The 17,776-nt window shown below is 69.4% G+C and carries 17 protein-coding genes; 13 read left to right on the plus strand and 4 right to left on the minus strand.

The features are described from left to right. Positions 1 to 54: 54 nt before the first annotated feature. Together SBI80_RS05425 and SBI80_RS05430 are read left to right on the plus strand one after the other, a co-directional pair. Positions 55 to 873 carry a class I SAM-dependent methyltransferase gene (locus SBI80_RS05425; protein WP_318973364.1) on the plus strand — a complete coding sequence of 273 codons (819 nt, stop codon included), beginning with the start codon at positions 55 to 57 and terminating at the stop codon, positions 871 to 873. A gap of 61 nt (positions 874 to 934) precedes the next feature. Further along, positions 935 to 1,993 (plus strand): phosphotransferase family protein, encoded by a 1,059-nt coding sequence (locus tag SBI80_RS05430; RefSeq protein ID WP_318973365.1) that lies wholly within the window; start codon positions 935 to 937, stop codon positions 1,991 to 1,993. Positions 1,994 to 2,004: 11 nt separating this feature from the next. Here the strand turns inward: SBI80_RS05430 and SBI80_RS05435 are convergent, their stop codons facing one another. After that, positions 2,005 to 2,757, minus strand: coding sequence for a sulfite exporter TauE/SafE family protein (locus tag SBI80_RS05435; RefSeq protein WP_318973366.1), 753 nt, complete (start codon positions 2,755 to 2,757; stop codon positions 2,005 to 2,007). A gap of 185 nt (positions 2,758 to 2,942) precedes the next feature. Here SBI80_RS05435 and SBI80_RS05440 point away from each other — a divergent pair, with 185 nt between their 5' ends. Beyond that, positions 2,943 to 3,443 (plus strand): homocitrate synthase, encoded by a 501-nt coding sequence (locus tag SBI80_RS05440; RefSeq protein ID WP_318973367.1) that lies wholly within the window; start codon positions 2,943 to 2,945, stop codon positions 3,441 to 3,443. A gap of 12 nt (positions 3,444 to 3,455) precedes the next feature. Here the strand turns inward: SBI80_RS05440 and SBI80_RS05445 are convergent, their stop codons facing one another. Further along, positions 3,456 to 4,421: an alpha/beta hydrolase gene (locus SBI80_RS05445; protein ID WP_318973368.1), complete on the minus strand. Its 966-nt coding sequence runs from the start codon at positions 4,419 to 4,421 to the stop codon at positions 3,456 to 3,458. Between the two features lie 168 nt (positions 4,422 to 4,589). Between SBI80_RS05445 and SBI80_RS05450 the strand changes: the two genes are divergently transcribed. Continuing rightward, on the plus strand, positions 4,590 to 5,168 hold the full coding sequence (locus SBI80_RS05450; protein ID WP_318973369.1) for a TetR/AcrR family transcriptional regulator: 579 nt from the start codon (positions 4,590 to 4,592) through the stop codon (positions 5,166 to 5,168). A gap of 105 nt (positions 5,169 to 5,273) precedes the next feature. Then, positions 5,274 to 5,867 (plus strand): DUF308 domain-containing protein, encoded by a 594-nt coding sequence (locus tag SBI80_RS05455; RefSeq protein WP_318973370.1) that lies wholly within the window; start codon positions 5,274 to 5,276, stop codon positions 5,865 to 5,867. On the opposite strand, the gene SBI80_RS05460 is transcribed toward SBI80_RS05455, so the two are convergent. After that, positions 5,845 to 7,326, minus strand: a complete 1,482-nt coding sequence (locus tag SBI80_RS05460) for a cytochrome P450 (RefSeq protein WP_318973371.1) — start codon at positions 7,324 to 7,326, stop codon at positions 5,845 to 5,847. The two genes, SBI80_RS05455 and SBI80_RS05460, sit on opposite strands and share 23 nt — an antisense overlap. A gap of 120 nt (positions 7,327 to 7,446) precedes the next feature. Here SBI80_RS05460 and SBI80_RS05465 point away from each other — a divergent pair, with 120 nt between their 5' ends. Together SBI80_RS05465 and SBI80_RS05470 are read left to right on the plus strand one after the other, a co-directional pair. Then, entirely contained in the window at positions 7,447 to 8,082 is a 636-nt protein-coding gene (locus SBI80_RS05465) for a TetR/AcrR family transcriptional regulator (protein WP_318973372.1), read from the plus strand. Between the two features lie 23 nt (positions 8,083 to 8,105). Next, entirely contained in the window at positions 8,106 to 8,960 is an 855-nt protein-coding gene (locus SBI80_RS05470) for an SDR family oxidoreductase (RefSeq protein WP_318973373.1), read from the plus strand. Between the two features lie 10 nt (positions 8,961 to 8,970). On the opposite strand, the gene SBI80_RS05475 is transcribed toward SBI80_RS05470, so the two are convergent. Continuing rightward, a complete protein-coding gene (locus SBI80_RS05475; protein WP_318973374.1) occupies positions 8,971 to 10,131 on the minus strand; it encodes an AAA family ATPase in 1,161 nt (386 codons plus the stop codon). A 165-nt stretch (positions 10,132 to 10,296) separates the two neighbouring features. Here SBI80_RS05475 and SBI80_RS05480 point away from each other — a divergent pair, with 165 nt between their 5' ends. The 6 genes from SBI80_RS05480 to SBI80_RS05505 all read left to right on the plus strand — a co-directional run bounded on the left by SBI80_RS05480 (position 10,297) and on the right by SBI80_RS05505 (position 17,754). Next, positions 10,297 to 11,667 carry an O-antigen ligase family protein gene (locus SBI80_RS05480; protein ID WP_413232665.1) on the plus strand — a complete coding sequence of 457 codons (1,371 nt, stop codon included), beginning with the start codon at positions 10,297 to 10,299 and terminating at the stop codon, positions 11,665 to 11,667. Continuing rightward, a complete protein-coding gene (locus SBI80_RS05485; RefSeq protein WP_318973376.1) occupies positions 11,577 to 12,632 on the plus strand; it encodes a glycosyltransferase family 4 protein in 1,056 nt (351 codons plus the stop codon). Before SBI80_RS05480 ends, SBI80_RS05485 begins: the two co-directional genes overlap by 91 nt. Further along, entirely contained in the window at positions 12,629 to 14,131 is a 1,503-nt protein-coding gene (locus SBI80_RS05490; protein WP_318973377.1) for an oligosaccharide flippase family protein, read from the plus strand. Before SBI80_RS05485 ends, SBI80_RS05490 begins: the two co-directional genes overlap by 4 nt. After that, positions 14,128 to 15,207, plus strand: a complete 1,080-nt coding sequence (locus tag SBI80_RS05495) for a glycosyltransferase family 4 protein (protein ID WP_318973378.1) — start codon at positions 14,128 to 14,130, stop codon at positions 15,205 to 15,207. The genes SBI80_RS05490 and SBI80_RS05495 overlap by 4 nt, the downstream gene beginning before the upstream one ends. A gap of 3 nt (positions 15,208 to 15,210) precedes the next feature. Further along, complete coding sequence (locus tag SBI80_RS05500) at positions 15,211 to 16,296, plus strand: glycoside hydrolase 5 family protein (protein ID WP_318973379.1); 1,086 nt, start codon at positions 15,211 to 15,213, stop codon at positions 16,294 to 16,296. Between the two features lie 132 nt (positions 16,297 to 16,428). Next, the gene (locus tag SBI80_RS05505) at positions 16,429 to 17,754 is read left to right on the plus strand and encodes a YveK family protein (RefSeq protein ID WP_318973380.1); all 1,326 of its coding nucleotides are present in this window, start codon (positions 16,429 to 16,431) and stop codon (positions 17,752 to 17,754) included. Positions 17,755 to 17,776: the final 22 nt, after the last annotated feature.

The following is a 17,776-nucleotide window of genomic DNA, read 5'->3' on the forward strand; positions in this document are numbered from 1 at the left end:
CGACGGGGTGACGATGTCGGCACGTCGGATAAGTCGAGAACGAGGAGAGAACCGATGAACACCGCCATCGAGCCCAGCCAACTGGAAGCCGCCCACCGCGCGCTCTGGGCGCTGGGTGATTACCGGGCGATTGCCGACGAGCTTGTCGCTCCCTTGGGGCCGGCCCTGGTCACCGCCGCGGGTATCGGCACCGGCGACCGCGTGCTGGACGTGGCCGCGGGTACCGGAAACGCGGCCATTGCCGCCGCACTCGCTGGAGCCACCGTCATCGCGAGCGACCCATGCCCTCGGCTGCTCGACGAGGGCCGCGCCGCCGCCGAGCGGCGGGGGATCGACCTCCAGTGGCGAGAGGCGAACGCCGAGGCCCTGCCCTTCGCCGACGGCGAGTTCGACGCGGTGACGTCGTGCATCGGGGTCATGTTCGCCCCGCACCATCAGCGGGCGGCCGACGAACTGATCCGCGTCTGCCGACCAGGCGGGACGATCGCGGTCGCCAGCTGGACACCCGAGGGATTCATCGGACGGCTGTTCGCGACCATGAAGCCGTACGTGGCACCGCCGTCGCCAGGGGTGTCGGCACCCCCGCTGTGGGGCAATGAGGAGCACGTCGGCGAACTGCTCGGCGCGCGGGTGACCGACGCGAGGACCGAACGCCGGCGTCTGCGCGTCGACCTGTTCGAGACCGGCTCTCGGTTCCGGGAGTACTTCAAGGCGAACTACGGACCGACGATCGCGGCCTACCGCGGCCTGGGTGCCGACGCCAGGCGCGTCGCCGAACTGGACGCCGACATCGCCCGGCTCGCCGACGACGCCATCGCAGGATCCGCCACGATGGACTGGGAGTACCTGATGGTGGTGGCCAAGAGGCGTTGACCCACAGCCACTTCGGTTGAACCGGGGGCATTCGGCGGGTGATGACGCAACCATGTCAGCCATGGCCGATGACGACCCACCCGTACTGTCCGGGGAGGACCTGGCGGCGCTGCAACGCTGGACCCGGGCCGAGGGCCTTGGCGCGCGGGTGAGCGACGTCGCACCGCTGACCGGTGGCAGCCAGAACATCGTGCTGCGCCTGCGCGTCGACGGCCGGCCGATGGTGTTGCGTCGTCCGCCAGCCCATCCCCGACCCACCAGCGACAAGACGATGCTGCGTGAGATCGCGGTCCTGACCACGCTGGCCGGCAGTTCGGTGCCGCATCCGGAGTTCGTCGCGGGCTGTGCGGACCTGGACGTACTCGGCGTCGTCTTCTACCTCATGGAGGAGGTCGACGGTTTCAACCCCGGCAACGAGATGGCCCGGCCCTACGTCGACGATCCGGTGCTGCGGCACGACGTCGGCCTGGCATACGCCGCCAGCCTGGCGCGGCTGGGCCGCGCCAGTTGGGAGGGCACGCCGCTGGCGGAGATTCGCCGGCCGGGATCCTTCCTGGGACGCCAGGTTCCACAGTTCCTCGGCTTACTGGACAGTCATCGCCACGAGGCCTACGACCCGGCCTCGCTGCCCTCGGTCACCGTCCTCGCGCGCTGGCTCGACGAGAATCGGCCGCCCGACGGCGAACCCGGCATCATGCACGGTGACGCGCACCTGAACAACGTGCTGCTGCGGCGCGAGCGTCCCGAGGTGGCGGCCCTCATCGACTGGGAGATGTGCACCATCGGGGATCCGCTGCTGGACCTGGGTTGGATGCTGGTGTGCTGGCCCGCCGAGCCCAACACCATCGACGCCGGATCCGAGCTGGCGGCCCTCGGTGGCCTGGCGACCCGCGGTGAGCTGCTCCAGGCGTACCGGGACGCCGGTGGCCGCGTCACGTCGCAGCTGGATTGGTACGTCGCCCTGGCCTGCTTCAAGCTCGGCATCGTCATCGAGGGCACCTGGTCGCGCTACCTGGCGGGCCAGGCCAGCCGTGACGCCGGTGAGCGCTTGCACGCGTCGGCAACGTCGCTGATCGAGCTGGGCACTCGAGTTAGCAAGGGCGACAGCCCCTTTTCATGACGCCACGCCGGTCAACGGTAGGTGTCGAACCCGAGCTTCACCGCGAGCGCCAGGCCCGCCGCGGCGATCAGCAACCGCAGCGGCGCCGGGGGCGCGCGCCGCACGATGCTCGGACCGATGCGGGAGCCGAGTAGACATCCGGCGCCGAGGGGCAGCACCGCCAGCCAGTGGATGGGGGCGAAGGCGATGAAGATCAGCGCCGCAACGCCGTTGGCGACACCGAGGACGACGTTCTTCGTGGCGTTGGCGTGGGCCAGCGAGTCGCTGCCGGTGCGCAGGAACAGGGCAAGCATCAGCACGCCCGCCGCGGCGCCGAAGAATCCGCCGTAGACGCAGATCGCCAGCACGGCGACACCTTGAAGCACGGTCCTCGCGACCGTGCGACGGACCGGGACGAGCCGGTCACGCTGGGGCAGTGCAATCGCCACGGCGGACGCCGCGAGCAGTATCGGCACGACGTCCTCGAAACCCTCGGCCGGTATCGCCAGCAGCAGCGCCGCTCCCGCGGCCCCGCCGAGAATCCCTGCGGGGACCAACCGAAGCAGAACCGATCGCTGGCCGCGCAACTCGGGAAGCGAGGCCGATACCGATCCAACCCCGTTGAACACCAGCGCCACGGTGTTCGTCACGTTCGCCGCGACCGGCGGCAAACCCACCAGCAGCAAGGCCGGATAGGTCGTCAGGGACGCGAGGCCCGCGATGCTACCGACGAGGCCGCCACCGATTCCGGCGACGAAGAGCAGTACTGCGTCCCACCAACTCATATCGGCGTCGAACCTAGTGGAACCCGGAATGGGGTTGCGCCGCGCGGTGCGGCGGACCTAGCATCGCCTACGTGCCGAAGCGACTCGTAGTAGCAACCCGCAGCGGGGTCTGATCCAGACCGACCCCTCGCTGTGGGTCGTTGCCATTCCGTCGGTCGATTCCTCCTCTCAGAGAAGACCGGCACATGCTCACCAAGTCCACGTCCAAGTTCACGTCCCGCCCCGGCGCGGCCCCCTGCTTCGCAGCCCAGTTCCAGCATCCGCTGCCGAGGGCGCTGCGCGCCGAGGCGGCGTCGATGTCGACCGAGGCATTCCTGACCAGATACGCGCCGTCGTCGGGCCCACTGCGCCTGGGCGCCTGGCAGTGCACCGACGCCGCCCGGCCCGCCAGCAACCGGGGCCCGCAGCCGTGCACCTACCAAGCCACCCTCGCCGTCGGCGATCGCATCGGCACGGTGACGGCGGCGGCCAGCGGCCCGATCGGCGCGCTCACCGCAATGCTGCACGACCGTGGTGTCGCCGTCGAGATCGCGGCCTTCCACCAACTGCCCTCCGACACGGGCACGGCGACCTTCATCCGCGGCACCGACGGCGTCCGGACGCAGTGGGCGACGGGCCTGGCGGAGGACGCCGACGATTCGGCGCTGCGCGCGGTGATCGCCTGCGCCAACATGCTGCTGGCCTAACCGACTTCGGACTCAGAGCGCCGCCAGGCGCCGCACCCGGTCGTCGATGGCTCGGCGCGACACCTCGAGGTCACCGGCGACCACTTCGAAGCCGTGCGGACAGCCGGGGTAGACGTGCAGTTCAGTCGGCACGCCCGCCGCGAGCAGGCGGCGGGCGTAGTCGACGTCCTCGTCGCGGAAGACGTCGAGATCGCCGACGTCGATGTAGGCCGGCGGCAGACCGGCCAGGTCCGCCGCCCGCGCCGGCGCAGCGTATGGGGAGACGTCGGCGCCTCCGGCAGCGGCGCCGAGCAGAGCGCCCCACCCCGTCACGTTGTCGTCGTAGGTCCACACCAGGAACTCGGGCCGAAGCTGCGGATCGGGTATCACGGTGCGGTCGTCCAGCATCGGATAGATCAGTAGCTGCAGGGCGAGCCGGGGGCCGCCGCGGTCGCGGGCCAGCAGCGCGACCCCTGCCGCCAGGCCGCCGCCCGCGCTGTCACCGGCGACGGCCAGGCGCGTCGGGTCGACGTCGAGCTCGGCGGCGTGCTCGTGCAGCCACTGCAGCGCGGCGTAGCAGTCCTCCACCGGGGTGGGGTGGGGATGTTCGGGCGCGACGCGGTAGTCCACCACCAGGGCCGGCACGCCCGACCGCGACACGTATTGGCGCACGGCGATGTCGTAGACCGGAGCCGTCTGCTCGAGGCTCGCTATCATGCCGCCGCCGTGGAGGTAGAGCATCGCGGCGCCGGCGGTCCGCTCGCCGATCGGCTGATACCAGGTGAGCGGCAGCACCTGGCCGTCGGCGGCGGTGAGGTCGTGACGGCGCACCTCGACGTCGGGGGGCACCTCCATCGACGACGCCAGGGCGGTGAACATCGCCGCGGTGTTGGTTCGGCGCGTGATCACGTCTCCGACCGCGGGTCCGGGGTCAGAATCCGGGGGCGGCGCCGCCGCCTGAAGGACGGCGGCGATCTCGGGAAGCGGTTCCAATGGCACGTCGCGAGACTATCGCGTGGCCACGGGGCCGGCGCCAAGTCGACACCGGGGCGCCGCGGGGCGACGGCGACGCAGCGTCGGTCGACGGGAGCAGGGAGACGGACATCGCGGTGACCTTCCGAGACGGCGCGTTCCTCAATCTACCTACTAGAAGGTAGATTGGCATTCATGGCCCCGACGACCGAGGACGACATCATCAGCTGCGCGCGGACACTGCTCGCCAACGGCGGCTACAACGGCTTCAGCTACGCCGACATCGCGCAGGTGATCGGCATCCGCAAGGCGAGCATCCACTACTACTTCCCGACCAAGGTCGACCTCGTTCGCACCCTGGTGGCCCGCTATCGCGCCGAGGCCGCTGCCGGGTTCGCCGAGATGTCCCGCCGCCGTCCCGACCCGGTGGATCGGCTGCGGAGCTACGTCGACTTCTGGGCCCTCTGCATCCGTGACGGCACCAACCCGTTCTGTCTCTGCGCGTTGCTCGCCACACAGATCCCCGTTCTGCCGCCCGAGGTGGTCGCCGAGGTGAAGGCGTACTTCGAGGTGCTGTCCACCTGGCTGGCCGGCGTCCTCGAAAGTGGTTGCGAACAAGGCAGATTCACCCTGACCGGCACCGCACAGGTCGAAGCCGAGAAGTTCATGGCCTCGGTCCACGGAGCCATGCTCTCCGCCCGCGCATACGGCGACCCGACGGTGTTCACCACGATCACCGACCCGCTGCTGGCAGGTGTGATGGCGCCCGCCTAGGGCGCGTCCCACCCCGCTACCCGCATACCCCGGCCCGACGGACGTTCCGGGGCGATGACTCCTGCGCCGATCGATTCGGCTCCAGGCCAACCACATCGAGAGAGGATGACGATGACCGAAGGCGTGTTCGACGAGGTCGAGGTCCGAGGACGACGTTGGATCCGAACGTACTACTTCACCAGGGCGGCATTCTCGGTCGCGTGGGTCGTCCTGGCGTTCACCGTCGCACGGGATCTCCCCGCCGTGGCGGCAGCGATGCTCGTCGGATACCCCGCCTGGGACGCGGTGGCCAACGTGGTCGACGCCCAGCGCAGCGGGGGATGGCGACGCAACCCCGCTCAGGCCATCAACGCCGTCGTCAGCGCCGTGACGACGGCGGCCGTGGCCGTCGCTCTCGGCGTCGACATGTTCGCGGTCATCGGGGTGTTCGGGGTGTGGGCCAGCTCGTCGGGTCTGCTTCAGCTCGCCGCGGCCATCCGCCGGTGGCGCACCGTCGGCGCCCAGTGGGCGATGGCGCTCAGCGGCGCGCAGTCCGCCCTCGTCGGGATCACGTTCCTGGTCAAGGCGAACGGCTCCGTGCCGCCCGGCATCACCGACATCGCCCCGTACGCGGCGTTCGGCGCCTTCTACTTCCTGGTGTCGGCACTGTGGCTGGTCGTGTCCGACCGCAGGCGCGTCAGCGCAGCGGACGCAGGATGACCGGCATGCCGTCCATCGGCACCGGCATGCCGCCGTAGTCCAGTCGTGCGGTGTAGCCGGCGTGCGGCGGCTCGAGCCGGTACTTGCGCAGCAGGCGGTGCATCACCGTCTTGATCTCCAGCTGCCCGAAGACCATGCCGATGCACTTGTGCGCGCCACCGCCGAACGGTGCGAAGGCGTAGCGGTGCTTCTTGTGTTCGTTGCGTGGTTCGGCGAACCTAGCGGGGTCGAACTTCTCCGGGTCGGTCCACAGCTCGGGCAGATGGTGATTGACCGACGGCCACAGCACCACGTCGGTCCCGGCGGGGAGGAAGTGCCCCAGCAGGTCCGTGTCGCGCACTGCCCGGCGAACGTTGAACGGCAGCGGGGTCACCATGCGCAGCGCTTCGTTGATCACCAGGTCGAGGGTCTCCAGTTTGTCGAGCGCCTCGATGTCCAGCGGTCCGTCACCCAGCCGGTCGGATTCGTCGCGGCAGCGGTCCTGCCACTCCTGGTTGGCGGCCAGGTGGTAGACCATCGTCGTCAGCGTCGACGTCGAGGTGTCGTGGGCGGCCATCATCAGGAAGATCATGTGGTTGACGATGTCCTGGTCGGAGAAGCTGTTGCCGTCGTCGTCGGTGGTGTGGCACAGCACCGTCAGCATGTCGGTGCCCTCGGCGCGCCGCCGCTCCTGGACCCGAGCCTCGAAGTAGTCGTCGAGCACCTTGCGAGCCTGCAGGCCGCGCCACCACTTGAACGGCGGGACGCTGGTCCGCACGATCGCGCCGCCGGCCCGGGTCGTCATCGTGAAGGCATCGTTGACCTTGGTGACGAGTTCCTTGTCGGTGCCGGGTTCGTGGCCCATGAACACCACCGACGCGATGTCGAGGGTGAGTTCCTTGACCGCGGGATAGAACAGGAAGCGGGGGTCGTTCTCCACCCAGTCGTTCGCGATCACCTGCGAGGCCACCCGGTCGATGTGCTCGACGTAGCCGCTCAGCCGCGAACGGGTGAACGCCTCCTGCATGATCCGGCGGTGGAACATGTGCTCTTCGAAGTCGAGCATCATCAGCCCGCGGTTGAAGAACGGTCCGATCACCGGTTGCCATCCCGCCTGCGAGTAGTCCTTGTTCCGGTTGGAGAACACGGTCTGGGTGGCGTCGGGTCCCAGTGCGATGACCGCCGGGAGGGCAGGGGAGTAGGCGTAGTGCACGGGTCCGTGCTTGCGGTAGACCTCGAGGACGTACTCGGGGCCGCTGCGGAACGTCTCGATCATGTGGCCGAGGACGGGAACCCCCGAGTCGCCGAGGATCGGCTTGAGGTCGCTGCCCGCGGGCGGCTCGGCGAGGACGAACTGCTTGAAGTCGCGGGCCCGCAGCCGCTTCTCGATGGCGCCCATGCCTGGGATGTTGTTCAGCGTGGGGACGAGACGCCGCTTGGCCTGGTCGAGCAAATACTCGGAGGTACTGATCGTCGCCATTGGCACGCTCCTGGGCTGGGTCTGATGTGGGCGAACTCACTCGCTGCTCCATCCTGAACGGCCCACTTGACGCATGTCAAGTTTTGATCGAGCGCGGCGCGAATGCGAAGGTTGACGGCGATGACTGCCGAATCCGTCCCCAGCGAGGCCCGTCGCAGCCGCGGCGACCGCCAACGCGAGGCAATCGTGGGCGCGGTCCGGGAGCTGCTCGAGGCCAAACCCTTCGCCGATCTGTCGGTGAGCTCGATCAGCGAGCGCGCCGGCGTCGCCCGGTCGGGCTTCTACTTCTACTTCGACTCCAAGTACGCCGTGCTCGCGGTGATCGTCTCCGACGCCCTGGAGGAGTTGGACAAGCTCACCCATGACTTCGCCCCCCGTGAGCCGGAGGAGACCCCGTCGGAATTCGCCAAGCGAATGGTCGGCAGCGCAGCCACGGTCTTCGCGAGCAATGACCCGGTCATGCGGGCCTGCACGCTGGCGCAGAACACCGACGCCCAGATCCGCGAGATCATGAACGACTTCGAGGACGGCGTGATCGAGAAGATCGTCGGACTGATCAAGCAGGATGCCGGAGCTCGCCCGATCACCGACGATCTACCCGCCCTCGTGCGCATGCTCACGGCGACCTCGGCCATGACGCTGTCGCAGGATCCGGGCTTCGTTGGTCGCGGCACCGATCCCGTACGGGCTCTCGAGGTGCTCGAGCGGTTGTGGCTCAACGCCCTATGGGGCGGCGGGAGCACGTCGGGCGACTGAGCCAGGCCGGTACTGTCACCATCATGGCGCAGGGATTTGCAGGCAAGCGGTGCTTCCTGACCGGTGCCGCCAGTGGTATCGGTCGTTCCACGGCGCTGAGGCTGGCTGCCGAGGGCGCTGAACTCTTCCTCACCGACCGCAACGCAGAGGGGTTGGCCGAGACGGTAGCCGAGGCGCGGGCCCTCGGCGGGCTGGTCTCCGCACACCGCGTGCTGGACATCGCCGATTACGACGAGGTGGCGGCCTTCGGCGCCGACATCCACGGTGCGCACCCGGCCATGGACGTCGTGATGAACATCGCCGGGGTGTCCGCGTGGGGAACCGTCAGTCACCTCACCCACCGGCACTGGGAGTCGATGGTCGCGGTCAACCTCATGGGTCCCATCCACGTCATCGAAACCTTCGTTCCGCCAATGGTATTCGCAGGAAACGGTGGGCACATCGTCAACGTGTCATCCGCCGCCGGACTGGTGGCGCTGCCGTGGCACGCCGCCTACAGCGCCAGCAAGTTCGGGCTGCTCGGGGTCAGCGAGGTGCTGCGCTTCGATCTCGCCCGCCATGGGATCGGGGTGTCGGTGGTGGTGCCGGGGGCGGTGCGCACACCGCTGGTCGACACCGTCGAGATCGCCGGCGTCGACCGCGAGCATCCGCAGGTGCGCAAGTGGGTGGACCGGTTCAGTGGTCATGCCGTCACCCCGGAGTTGGTGGCCGACAAGATGCTTCGCGGCATCGAGCGCAACCGCTTCCTGATCTACACCTCACACGACATCCGAGCGCTGTACGCATTCAAGCGGCTGGCCTGGTGGCCCTACAGCGTGGCCATGCGGCGGGTGAACGTGATCTTCACCAGGGCGCTGCGGCCCACCAAGACGGGCTGACCCTCGGCCCTCAGCGCTTGCCCCAGTCCCACGGCGGCGCAGTGAGCATCGTCTGGCCGGCGACCATGGTCTCGCCCCACTCCTTGTACAGCTCGATCTCGGAGGAGTCGTCGGTGTCGAGATGCTCGCGCATGACCTGCGAATGGGTGACGACGACGACCTGGGTGGTGGCCGCGGCGGCACGGATCATCGCCGCGAGTGGTGGTACCAGATCCGGGTGAAGCGACGTCTCTGGTTCGTTGAGGACCATCAGCGACGGGGGACTCGGGGTCAGCAGGGCCGCCCCCCAGAGCAAGAAACGCAGTGTGCCATCGGATAATTCGGGTGCCCGCAGTGGCCGCAGCATGCCGCGCTGGCGCAATTGCAGCTCGAAGAGACCGTCGTGCACGGCCACCGCCACCTCGGCCCCGTCGAAGGCGGCGGCGACGGCCTTGGGCAGATCGTCGAAACCCGCCTCGACGATCGTCTGAATCGCCGCTGCGAGGTCGCCACCGTCGTCGGAGAGCACCGCGGTGCGGGTACCGATGCGGGGCCGGCGCGCCGGAGCGTCGGCGTCGACTCGAAATCCGTCGTAGAACCGCCAGCCGCGCAACCGATCTCGGACGGCGGCGAGTTCGGGCAGGGCGCCCCGATGGGCGTACTCGGCGAGCACGCTGCGATACGCGGGCAACGACCTGGTCAACTCGTCGAACCCGCGACCGGACTGGGCGGCGACCTCGGCATGTTCGCGGACCCGGCTGACCAGCGTCGAACTGGGGCGTAACCGTGGGCCGGCGAAGACCGCCTCGCGCTTGATCTCCGGATCGAGGGCGAACAGCGAACCCAAGCCGGCGTCCTGGGGCATGCCAAGATCGATCAGGTAGCCGAAGTCGGCTGAGGCGTAACCGAGTTCGAGGGCGACCGGACGGGTGCGGGTGGTGCCCTCACTGCGCCCGGTTCGGCGCGCGCCGCTGGTGTTCTCCGGACCGGCCCACAGCACCGACGGCAAGCCGCCCTCGCGTGCCAGCGAGCCGATGACCTCCCCGCGACCGCAGTCGGCCATCAACCGCAATGCCCGGTAGACCGACGACTTGCCCGTGCCGTTGGCGCCGGTCACCACGGTGAGCCCGGTCAGGGGCAGTACGACCTGCCGCATCGAACGGTAACCGCGGATCGCGACGGTGTGCAGCATGGCCAGAGACTAGTGCCCGGCCCGGACATCGGGCCTGCGCGCAGAACCCGGGAATGCCTGCTCGACGGGCGGCTCGGCGGTACAGTACGGGCTGGCAAATAGCGGATTCGCCCTTGGCAAACCGATGGCGGACTAAGACTTCGACGTGAGGGACTGCGTGGTGCCCTGATGAGGCTGGCGGGATTGGCAGCGGCTGCGGTGCTCGTCGGCGCCCTCGCGTTCGCCACCGCGTGGTACGTCCTTCGCCGACCGCAGCGCGGGTTGCTCATCCTCGCTGCGGCCACCCCCTTGCACGGACTGCTCGCGCTCGCTCCGGTGCCGGGCGTGGCCTCGGCGTGGAAGGAGGGCCTGGTCCTGTTCACCGCGGCATGCGCCTGGCTGCGGCGGAGCAGACGGCCCGACCCGTGCCGGCCCACCGTGCATGCTCCCTGGTGGCCAGCGGCGTTGGCCTTCCTGGCATTCGGCTCCGTCTCCGCCGTCGCGACGTACGGACTGCTCGGCTTCGTCGCGGTCAAGGTGACGTTCTTCTACCTCGCGATCGTCGTAATCCTGCGGTGGGCACCCTTCGATGCGCGTGACCGCGACCATCTGGTCACCGTCCTGATGACGCTCACGGTGTTCACCTCCCTGGTCGGCATCGCCCAGTTGATCGCTGGCCCAGGGGCTCTCGTCGCCCTCGGTTACCAATACGGCACCCAGGTCCGCACGGCGGGCGGCCTGTTGCGTACCTTCAGCACGTTCAACCAGCCGTTCCCCTTCGGTCTCTACGTGATGCTGGGACTGCTCGTCGCCGGGGCGGTCGCGTTGGCCGAGCCTCGCCGACCGCGCAATCTGGCCTTCATCGCGATGTCTCCGGTGATGGTCGTCGCCATGACGTCGTCGGTGGTCCGGGCGGCCATCCTGGGGCTGGCGGTGGGGCTGGTCTGGTTGTCACTGAGGCGTTTTCGGCAACTGGGAGTCGCACTGGTCGCCATTGGCACGCTCTCGGCGGTCGCACTGCCGCTGTTGCCGGCGAGCATCACCGGCACCTTCCTCTCGGCGAACAGTCTCGGCGAGCGGGGCGCCGGCTGGAGCGGCATCATCAGCAGCGTCGTGGTGCACCCCTTCGGACTGGGGCTCGGTGCCAGCGGTTCGGCGGCGGACCGCATGTCGATCGCCTCGGGTGTGCAGTTCAAGGGGCTCTCCACCAACTATCAGCCGGACGACTACTACGTGAAGATTTTGCTGGAACTCGGCCCGCTGGGCTTGTGGCTATTCCTGGCGATGATCGTCACGGCCCTGGTGTGGACCACGCGTCTGGCCAGTTCGCTGCCGGGCCGCGACGGGGCACTGGCACTCGGCGTGAGCGCCTCGATCGTCGCGGCCATGTTCGCCAGCGTGGTGGCGACCTACTTCGAGATCTTCCCGATCGACGTCTACTTCTGGCTACTTCTGGGGGTGATCGGATGCGCGGCGGCGCAACACGAGTCACGTTCGGTGCGCTCGCGCTCCGGCCTGGCGGCAGCGGAGTCCAGACCTACATTCGCGAACTCTTGAAGGAGCTGGCCGGTCTGCTGTCCGGCGCGCAGCTCACCGCGATGGTGCAGCGCGATGCGGTGGCCGAGCTTCCCCCGGAGGTCACGCCGATCGTCCGGCCGGTCTCGGGTGGCGTGGTCAGGACGGCTCTGGGTGCGGTGCCGGATGCGTCGTCGGACGTCTTCCACGGTCTGGACGTCGACCTCCCGGTGCTCACTCGCGGCATGACCGTGGCGACGGTGCACGACACGTCGGTGATCGACATGCCCTCGGCGTCGAGCTGGTTCAGGGCGCGGGGCGAGCAGCAACTCGTCCGGCGTGCCCTCCGCAAAGCCGACCTCCTGCTGACGGTGTCGCAGTTCACCGCGGAGCGGATCGCGGCGATCAGCGGCCGCGACGCCGTCGTCACCGAGCTGGCGCCGGCGTCGTGGGCGCACGCCCCCACCGCGGCCGACGTCGACCGCGTCCGTGTGAAGTACTCCCTCCCGGGAAATTTCGTCCTGCAGGTCGGCACCGTCGAGCCTCGCAAGAACGTGGCGCTGGTGGCCGACGTTGCTGCACGGTTGGGACTGCCGTGTGTTCTGGCGGGAGCGGGATCGACGGGACCGTCGGCGCCGAGGACGGCCGTCGGTCTGGGATACGTCGACACCGCCGATCTTCCCGCGCTCTACGCCACCGCGACCATCACCGCGTACGCCTCGAGGTACGAGGGCTACGGACTGCCGCCCGTGGAGGCGATGGCATGCGGTGGCGCCGTGGTGGCGAGTGCGGTGGGCGCGCTGCCACAGGTCGTCGGCGATGGCGCCGTGCTCGTGGGTTCGGACCGCGTCGAGGACTGGATCAAGGCGATGCGTCCCCTCGCATCCGACGCCGACGCCCGCGCGGCGCTGGTATCGGCCGGGCTGGCCGTTGCAGGAAAACTCAGCTGGCGTCGGACCGCGGAACGAACCATGCAGGCATACCGGGGTGCGGGGGTGACCGTGTGAGCGAGGACGCCTCGGTCGACGGCGTCGATCCACGGACCGACTTTCGGGAGGTCGCCGCAGATTCCCGAGCCGCGGCCAGGGCGACGCTCGCGGTCGTCGCCAGTCGCGTCGTCGTCGCGGGTCTGGGGTGGGCGGGAAGCGTCATCGTCGCGCGGTCGCTGAACCCGACCGAGTGGGGTCAGTTCAGCTTCGTCTTCGCGCTACTCGGCGTGATGTCGATCGTCACCGACCTCGGGGTCGGCCGCGTCGTGCTGGCACGGCTGATCGACGGTGATCCCGAGGAGATCGCCAGGACCGCGTCGTCGTTCATCGCGCTGCGCACCGTACTCGGCGCGATCGGCTATGCCCTTGCCATCGGGTACGTCGTGGTCCTCGGATATCCGGGCGAGGTGATCGCCGCGACGGCGGTGGGTGGCCTCGTCGTGGTGCTCGCGACGCCGAGCCACGCCTTGTCGGTGCTCTACCAGAGCAGACACCGATTGCTCGTGGTCTCGGTCGCCGAGAGCCTCGGCCAGGGGGTGCAGCTGCTCCTCGTCGTCGTCGCGGCGATGACCGCCCCGGTCCTGCTCGTCTTCGTCATCCCTCCGGTCGTCAACGAACTGTTCAAGCTCGGGGTGAAGGCTGCCGGCCTTCGCAACCGCGCGTTGGGGTTGCGTCCCTCCCGTCGTATCGAGATCGACCGCTGGCGCCCCATGCTGGCCGAGGCGGTACCGCTGGCGATCGGCTTCGCGCTCACCATCGCGATGATGAAGGTGGACATCGTCATGCTGAGCCTGCTCGACACCTTCGAGGCGGTCGGCCAGTATTCGATCGGGTACAAGTTCTCCGACGTGATCGACACGATCGTGCTCGCCGCGGTGGCACCGGTCAGCACCCTGCTGGTGGCGGCCTGGCCCCTCCAGCCCGAGGTGTTCCGTGCCAGGTCCCGCGCCGCGGCGACGTCGTTCGCCCTGGCGGGCGGCGTCTGCGTCGTCGCCTTCTGGCCGTCGGCCAGGCAGGTCATCAGCCTGCTCTACGGTCAACGGTTCGGCGAGTCCGCGCCCGCCGCACGGCTCTTGGTGGTCGGGGCGGCGTTGATGGCCCTGATCATCCTCGGCATCTTCCTGCTCACCGCCGCGGAGCGGCAACGACGCTACCCGGTGGTCGCACTGTTCGGTCTCGCGCTCAACGTCGGCCTGAACCTGATCCTCATCCCACGGCTGTCCTACTACGGGTCGGCGATCGCGACCGTCGTGACGTGGGCGGTGACGCTGGTGCTGCTGTGGATCGTGGTGGCGCGATCGGTGCCCATTCGCGGGCTGCTGCCGGTTCGCGAACTCGTCGTACTGAGCGTCCTGGTCGCCGCCGTCGCGGCCCTCGGCGATTACCTGGTGCAGCAGGCGCCTGCGTGGTGGCCGGCCGTGTCGGTGGTGGGGGTCTTGGTGTTCGTCGGCGGCGCCGTGCTCCTCGGACTCACCGCGGGCGTCGGTCCGGCCCGGTCGCGATCGGCAGCGCGATGACCAGGCAGATCGTGTTCGTGTCCTACACCGGCCAGGTCTCTGGTGCCGAGAAGCTGATGCTCGGCGTGGTCGAGGAGGCGCTGCGCTCGGGCAACCGCGTGGCGGTGGCGTGCCCGCCGGGCCCGCTGCCCGAAGCGCTGCCGCAAGGGTGCACCCACGTGAGGGTTCCCGAGCTCGGGCTCGGCGGTGCGCGCGGACTCGCTCGGCTCGCTGCCGCCGCACGGTTGATGGTGCGCTGGACCTCTGCGGCACGGATCTTGCGCCCGATCGTGCGGTCCGCGGACACCGCCACCGTGGTCAACTCCGTCTTCGCGCTTCCTGCCCTGCGCCTCGCCCGACCGCGCGACGGTGTCGGATGGCTGGTGCACGACGCGATGACGACGGGCGTACAACGCGTGGTGATCACGGCCAGCAGGGCGGTGGTCCGGGTCGCGGTCGCGTGCACCCAGGCGGCCGCCACACCCGTGCGCAGTCTCGGCCTCGACGTCACGATGGTGCCCTACGGGGTACGTTGGCCCGCGCCCGTCCTCGCCGGGCCGCTCCACCAGCCACCGGTGGTGGGCATGCTGGCGCTCCTCACGCCATGGAAGGGACACCGGGTGATGTTGTCGGCGCTGACGGAATTGCCTGGCGTGGCAGTCGAATTCGCGGGTGGAAGCTTTCCCGGCGATGCCGCGTACGTCGAGGAACTCGAGCAGCGCGCCGCGCGCCCCGACCTCGCGGGGCGCGTGCGCTTCCTCGGTCACGTCGATGCGGAGTCGGCGATGTCGCGGTGGGACGTCCTGGTCTCGGCCAGCCTGTCGCCCGAAGCAGGACCGCTGGCGGCGCTCGAGGCGATGTCGCACGGACTGCCGGTGGTGGCGACCGACCACGGTGGTCCCACCGAGTTCCTTCGCGGCGGGGTCGGCGTACTGGTGCCGCCGGACGACCCCTCGGCGCTGGCCTCGGCGCTCAGGTCGCTGCTGGCCGATGACGTTCGGCGGCAACGTATGTCGGAGGAGGGGCGCCGTCGCATCGCCGAGGAGCACGACATCGCCGTCACCCTTCCCGCTCTGTTGCGGGCACTGACGGACTGACCCGTGGCCGTTCCCTTGAGATGGGCCGTCGTCATGGCGCTCGCGGTGGTCACCGCGGTGACGGTTGCGCTGCTGGTCGCCGGCGAGACGCAGGGACCGGCCTGCGACGCCGCTCGCGGCAAGGGGCGGATCGGTGGCGCCGATGGTGCGGACATGTCGACGATGTCCGATGACGACCTCGCCAGGGTGCTCGACGCCGCGAGAACCGCAGGCATGTGGTCGGTCCGGGTCGACGTCGACTGGTCCCGCGTCGAACCGGTGCAGGGCCGGCGCGACTGGACCGACGTCGACAGGGTGATGCGCGCCGTGGTCGCGCATGGCATGTGCCCGTTGGGCCTGGTGACCTACGCACCTGCCTGGGCGGCCGATCCGGCACTGCGTCCCACCGGAACCCACTTCGCTCCAACGGATCCCCGGCTGTTCGCCGACTTCGCGGCGGCTGCCGCGCGGCGCTACCGCGACGATGTCATGGTGTGGGAGGTGTGGAACGAGCCGAACACGATCCAGTTCTTCCAGCCGCGACCGGACCCGGCCGCCTACGGGCGGCTCCTGGCCGCCACCCATGGCGCCGTGAAGGCCGTCGATCCTCACATCACGGTCGTCTCCGGCGGACTCGCGCCTGCCGAGGACGACGGCGGGGACATCGCCCCGACGACGTTCCTGGCCGGCCTGTACGCCGGTGGCTTCAACGAGTTCTTCGATGCCTTCGCGATCCATCCGTACTCGTATCCGGCGTTGCCGAACGCACCGGGCACCGAGGCGTGGAACACCGCGCTGCGAGTCGCGATCATGCACGAGGAGATGGTGGCGGGGGGTGACGCCGGAAAGCAGATCTGGATCACCGAGTGTGGGGCGCCGACGGGTACCGCCGCCGTCGCCGTATCCGAGGACGTTCAGGCCCAGACCCTCGACATCGTCCTGGGATATGCCAGGAAGACTCCCTGGATCGGGCCCGCCTTCGTCTACAGCATCCGCGACGGTGGGTCCGATGCCGCCGACGCCGAACAGAACTTCGGCGTCCTGCGGCGCGACTTCTCGCCCAAGCCCGCGTACGCGGTGGTCAGTGCCTTCGGCAGGGGCGGGCCGTGAACGATTCGAGAACGCCGTGATTCGGCGAGTTGGCCGTCGCCGGGCCGGGGGATCGTTAGCATTGGGCGCGCGCGGCGTTTGCCGAAGCCGCGTGCGCGGCCAGTCGACGATCGTCACCGAGGAGAGGTCCCAGTGAGCACCGACGATCCGACGCACCGTGGGGTGGCTCCCCCGCCCGTGGACCTGGTGGGCCACTTCCGGGAATTCGGCCGCGCCCTGCCCGCGGCGCTCGTCGTGGCGCTCATCGTTGCGGGGACCGTCTTCGGCCTCCGCACGGCGTTGGCCGAGAAGCTGTACGCGGCGACGATCGTCGCCCAGATCACGCCGGCTCAGACACCGTTGCCCGGAGACGCGTTCATCGAGCAGATGCGGGCACCCTTCATGGGGCTGGCCCGCGACACCAACGTCCTGAATCAGGTGCTGGCACAGGTGGATACCGGATGGGACGCAGCCACCCTCGACTCGCACGTGCAGCTCGCCCCGGGTCCGTCCCCCCAGCTGCTGATCTTCACGGTGAGCGCACCCTCACCCGAACTCGCCAGGCAACTCGTGCAGACCGTCGTCGTCACGGTCGCCCAGGCGTCCTTCGCCAACCACACCCGAGACCTCGGCAAGCAACTCGAGGAGGTCCAGGCCGGCGTCGCGGCCGAGGAGGCGACCAACGCCTCGCTGGCACCCGATGACCCGGCCCGGGCGGCCTCGGACGCCCGGCTCGCCGACCTGCGTGGCCAGCTCGCGGCGCTGCAGAACAGCGGGGGAGACAAGCTGACGGTGCTCTCCACACCAGAACAGGACCGGAGCCCGGTGTCGCCGCAGCCGATCTCGGAGGCGCTCGTCGCCGGGCTGGCCGCGCTGATCGTCGCCGCCGAGTCGATCGTGCTGTGGCGTAGCCGGATTGGGGCGCACCCCAACCGGACGTGGGCTCGCCGGATGGCACACACCTACCAGGTCGACTTCGACGCCGGTGCCGATTCCGGCGGTCAGGTCCCCGAGTTGCTCGCCGCCGAGATCGCCCGTTGTCAACGCGAAGGTCGCGACGTCCTGGTGCTGAACGGCAAGGATGCGGCACTCCCGCGATCGGCGGGGTTGCCGCCGGCTCCGGTGACCGACGGTGCACGTCGGCTCCCCAGGTCGGCTCCGCTGGAGGCGAAGTGGTGGCGCGAGATCGACGCGAGCACGGTCGCCCTGGGCGTAGTGATCGTTCAGACGCGGTCGACCGACCGCGCAGCCGCCGAACGGGCGTTGCGCCAATTGAGGGGTCTCGGTGTGCCGGCGTGGCTGGTGCTGCAGCGACCCGTCGCGACCAAACGTCGCCGGGGGAGGGACGACGCGGGTGATGAATCCGCCGCGGCTCGGCATGTGGCGCAGCCCCGCCGAAACGGACACGTGGCAACCGAATCCGATCACCTGCGTGCCGGCGGCAGCGAGCACGCGGTGGCCGATGACCATGTGGGCTGAGGCATTCGCGGACGTCGACCGG

The organism is Mycolicibacterium sichuanense, from assembly GCF_033741125.1.
GTDB lineage: Bacteria > Actinomycetota > Actinomycetes > Mycobacteriales > Mycobacteriaceae > Mycobacterium.

What these genes read in the sequence shown, in the direction of transcription:
- SBI80_RS05425 (WP_318973364.1), top strand. Translation starts at nt 55, where the DNA reads ATGAACACCGCCATCGAGCCCAGCCAACTGGAAGCCGCCCACCGCGCG.
- SBI80_RS05430 (WP_318973365.1), top strand. Translation starts at nt 935, where the DNA reads ATGGCCGATGACGACCCACCCGTACTGTCCGGGGAGGACCTGGCGGCG.
- SBI80_RS05435 (WP_318973366.1), bottom strand. Translation starts at nt 2,757, where the DNA reads ATGAGTTGGTGGGACGCAGTACTGCTCTTCGTCGCCGGAATCGGTGGC.
- SBI80_RS05440 (WP_318973367.1), top strand. Translation starts at nt 2,943, where the DNA reads ATGCTCACCAAGTCCACGTCCAAGTTCACGTCCCGCCCCGGCGCGGCC.
- SBI80_RS05450 (WP_318973369.1), top strand. Translation starts at nt 4,590, where the DNA reads ATGGCCCCGACGACCGAGGACGACATCATCAGCTGCGCGCGGACACTG.
- SBI80_RS05455 (WP_318973370.1), top strand. Translation starts at nt 5,274, where the DNA reads ATGACGATGACCGAAGGCGTGTTCGACGAGGTCGAGGTCCGAGGACGA.
- SBI80_RS05460 (WP_318973371.1), bottom strand. Translation starts at nt 7,326, where the DNA reads ATGGCGACGATCAGTACCTCCGAGTATTTGCTCGACCAGGCCAAGCGG.
- SBI80_RS05465 (WP_318973372.1), top strand. Translation starts at nt 7,447, where the DNA reads ATGACTGCCGAATCCGTCCCCAGCGAGGCCCGTCGCAGCCGCGGCGAC.
- SBI80_RS05470 (WP_318973373.1), top strand. Translation starts at nt 8,106, where the DNA reads ATGGCGCAGGGATTTGCAGGCAAGCGGTGCTTCCTGACCGGTGCCGCC.
- SBI80_RS05475 (WP_318973374.1), bottom strand. Translation starts at nt 10,131, where the DNA reads ATGCTGCACACCGTCGCGATCCGCGGTTACCGTTCGATGCGGCAGGTC.
- SBI80_RS05485 (WP_318973376.1), top strand. Translation starts at nt 11,577, where the DNA reads ATGCGCGGCGGCGCAACACGAGTCACGTTCGGTGCGCTCGCGCTCCGG.
- SBI80_RS05495 (WP_318973378.1), top strand. Translation starts at nt 14,128, where the DNA reads ATGACCAGGCAGATCGTGTTCGTGTCCTACACCGGCCAGGTCTCTGGT.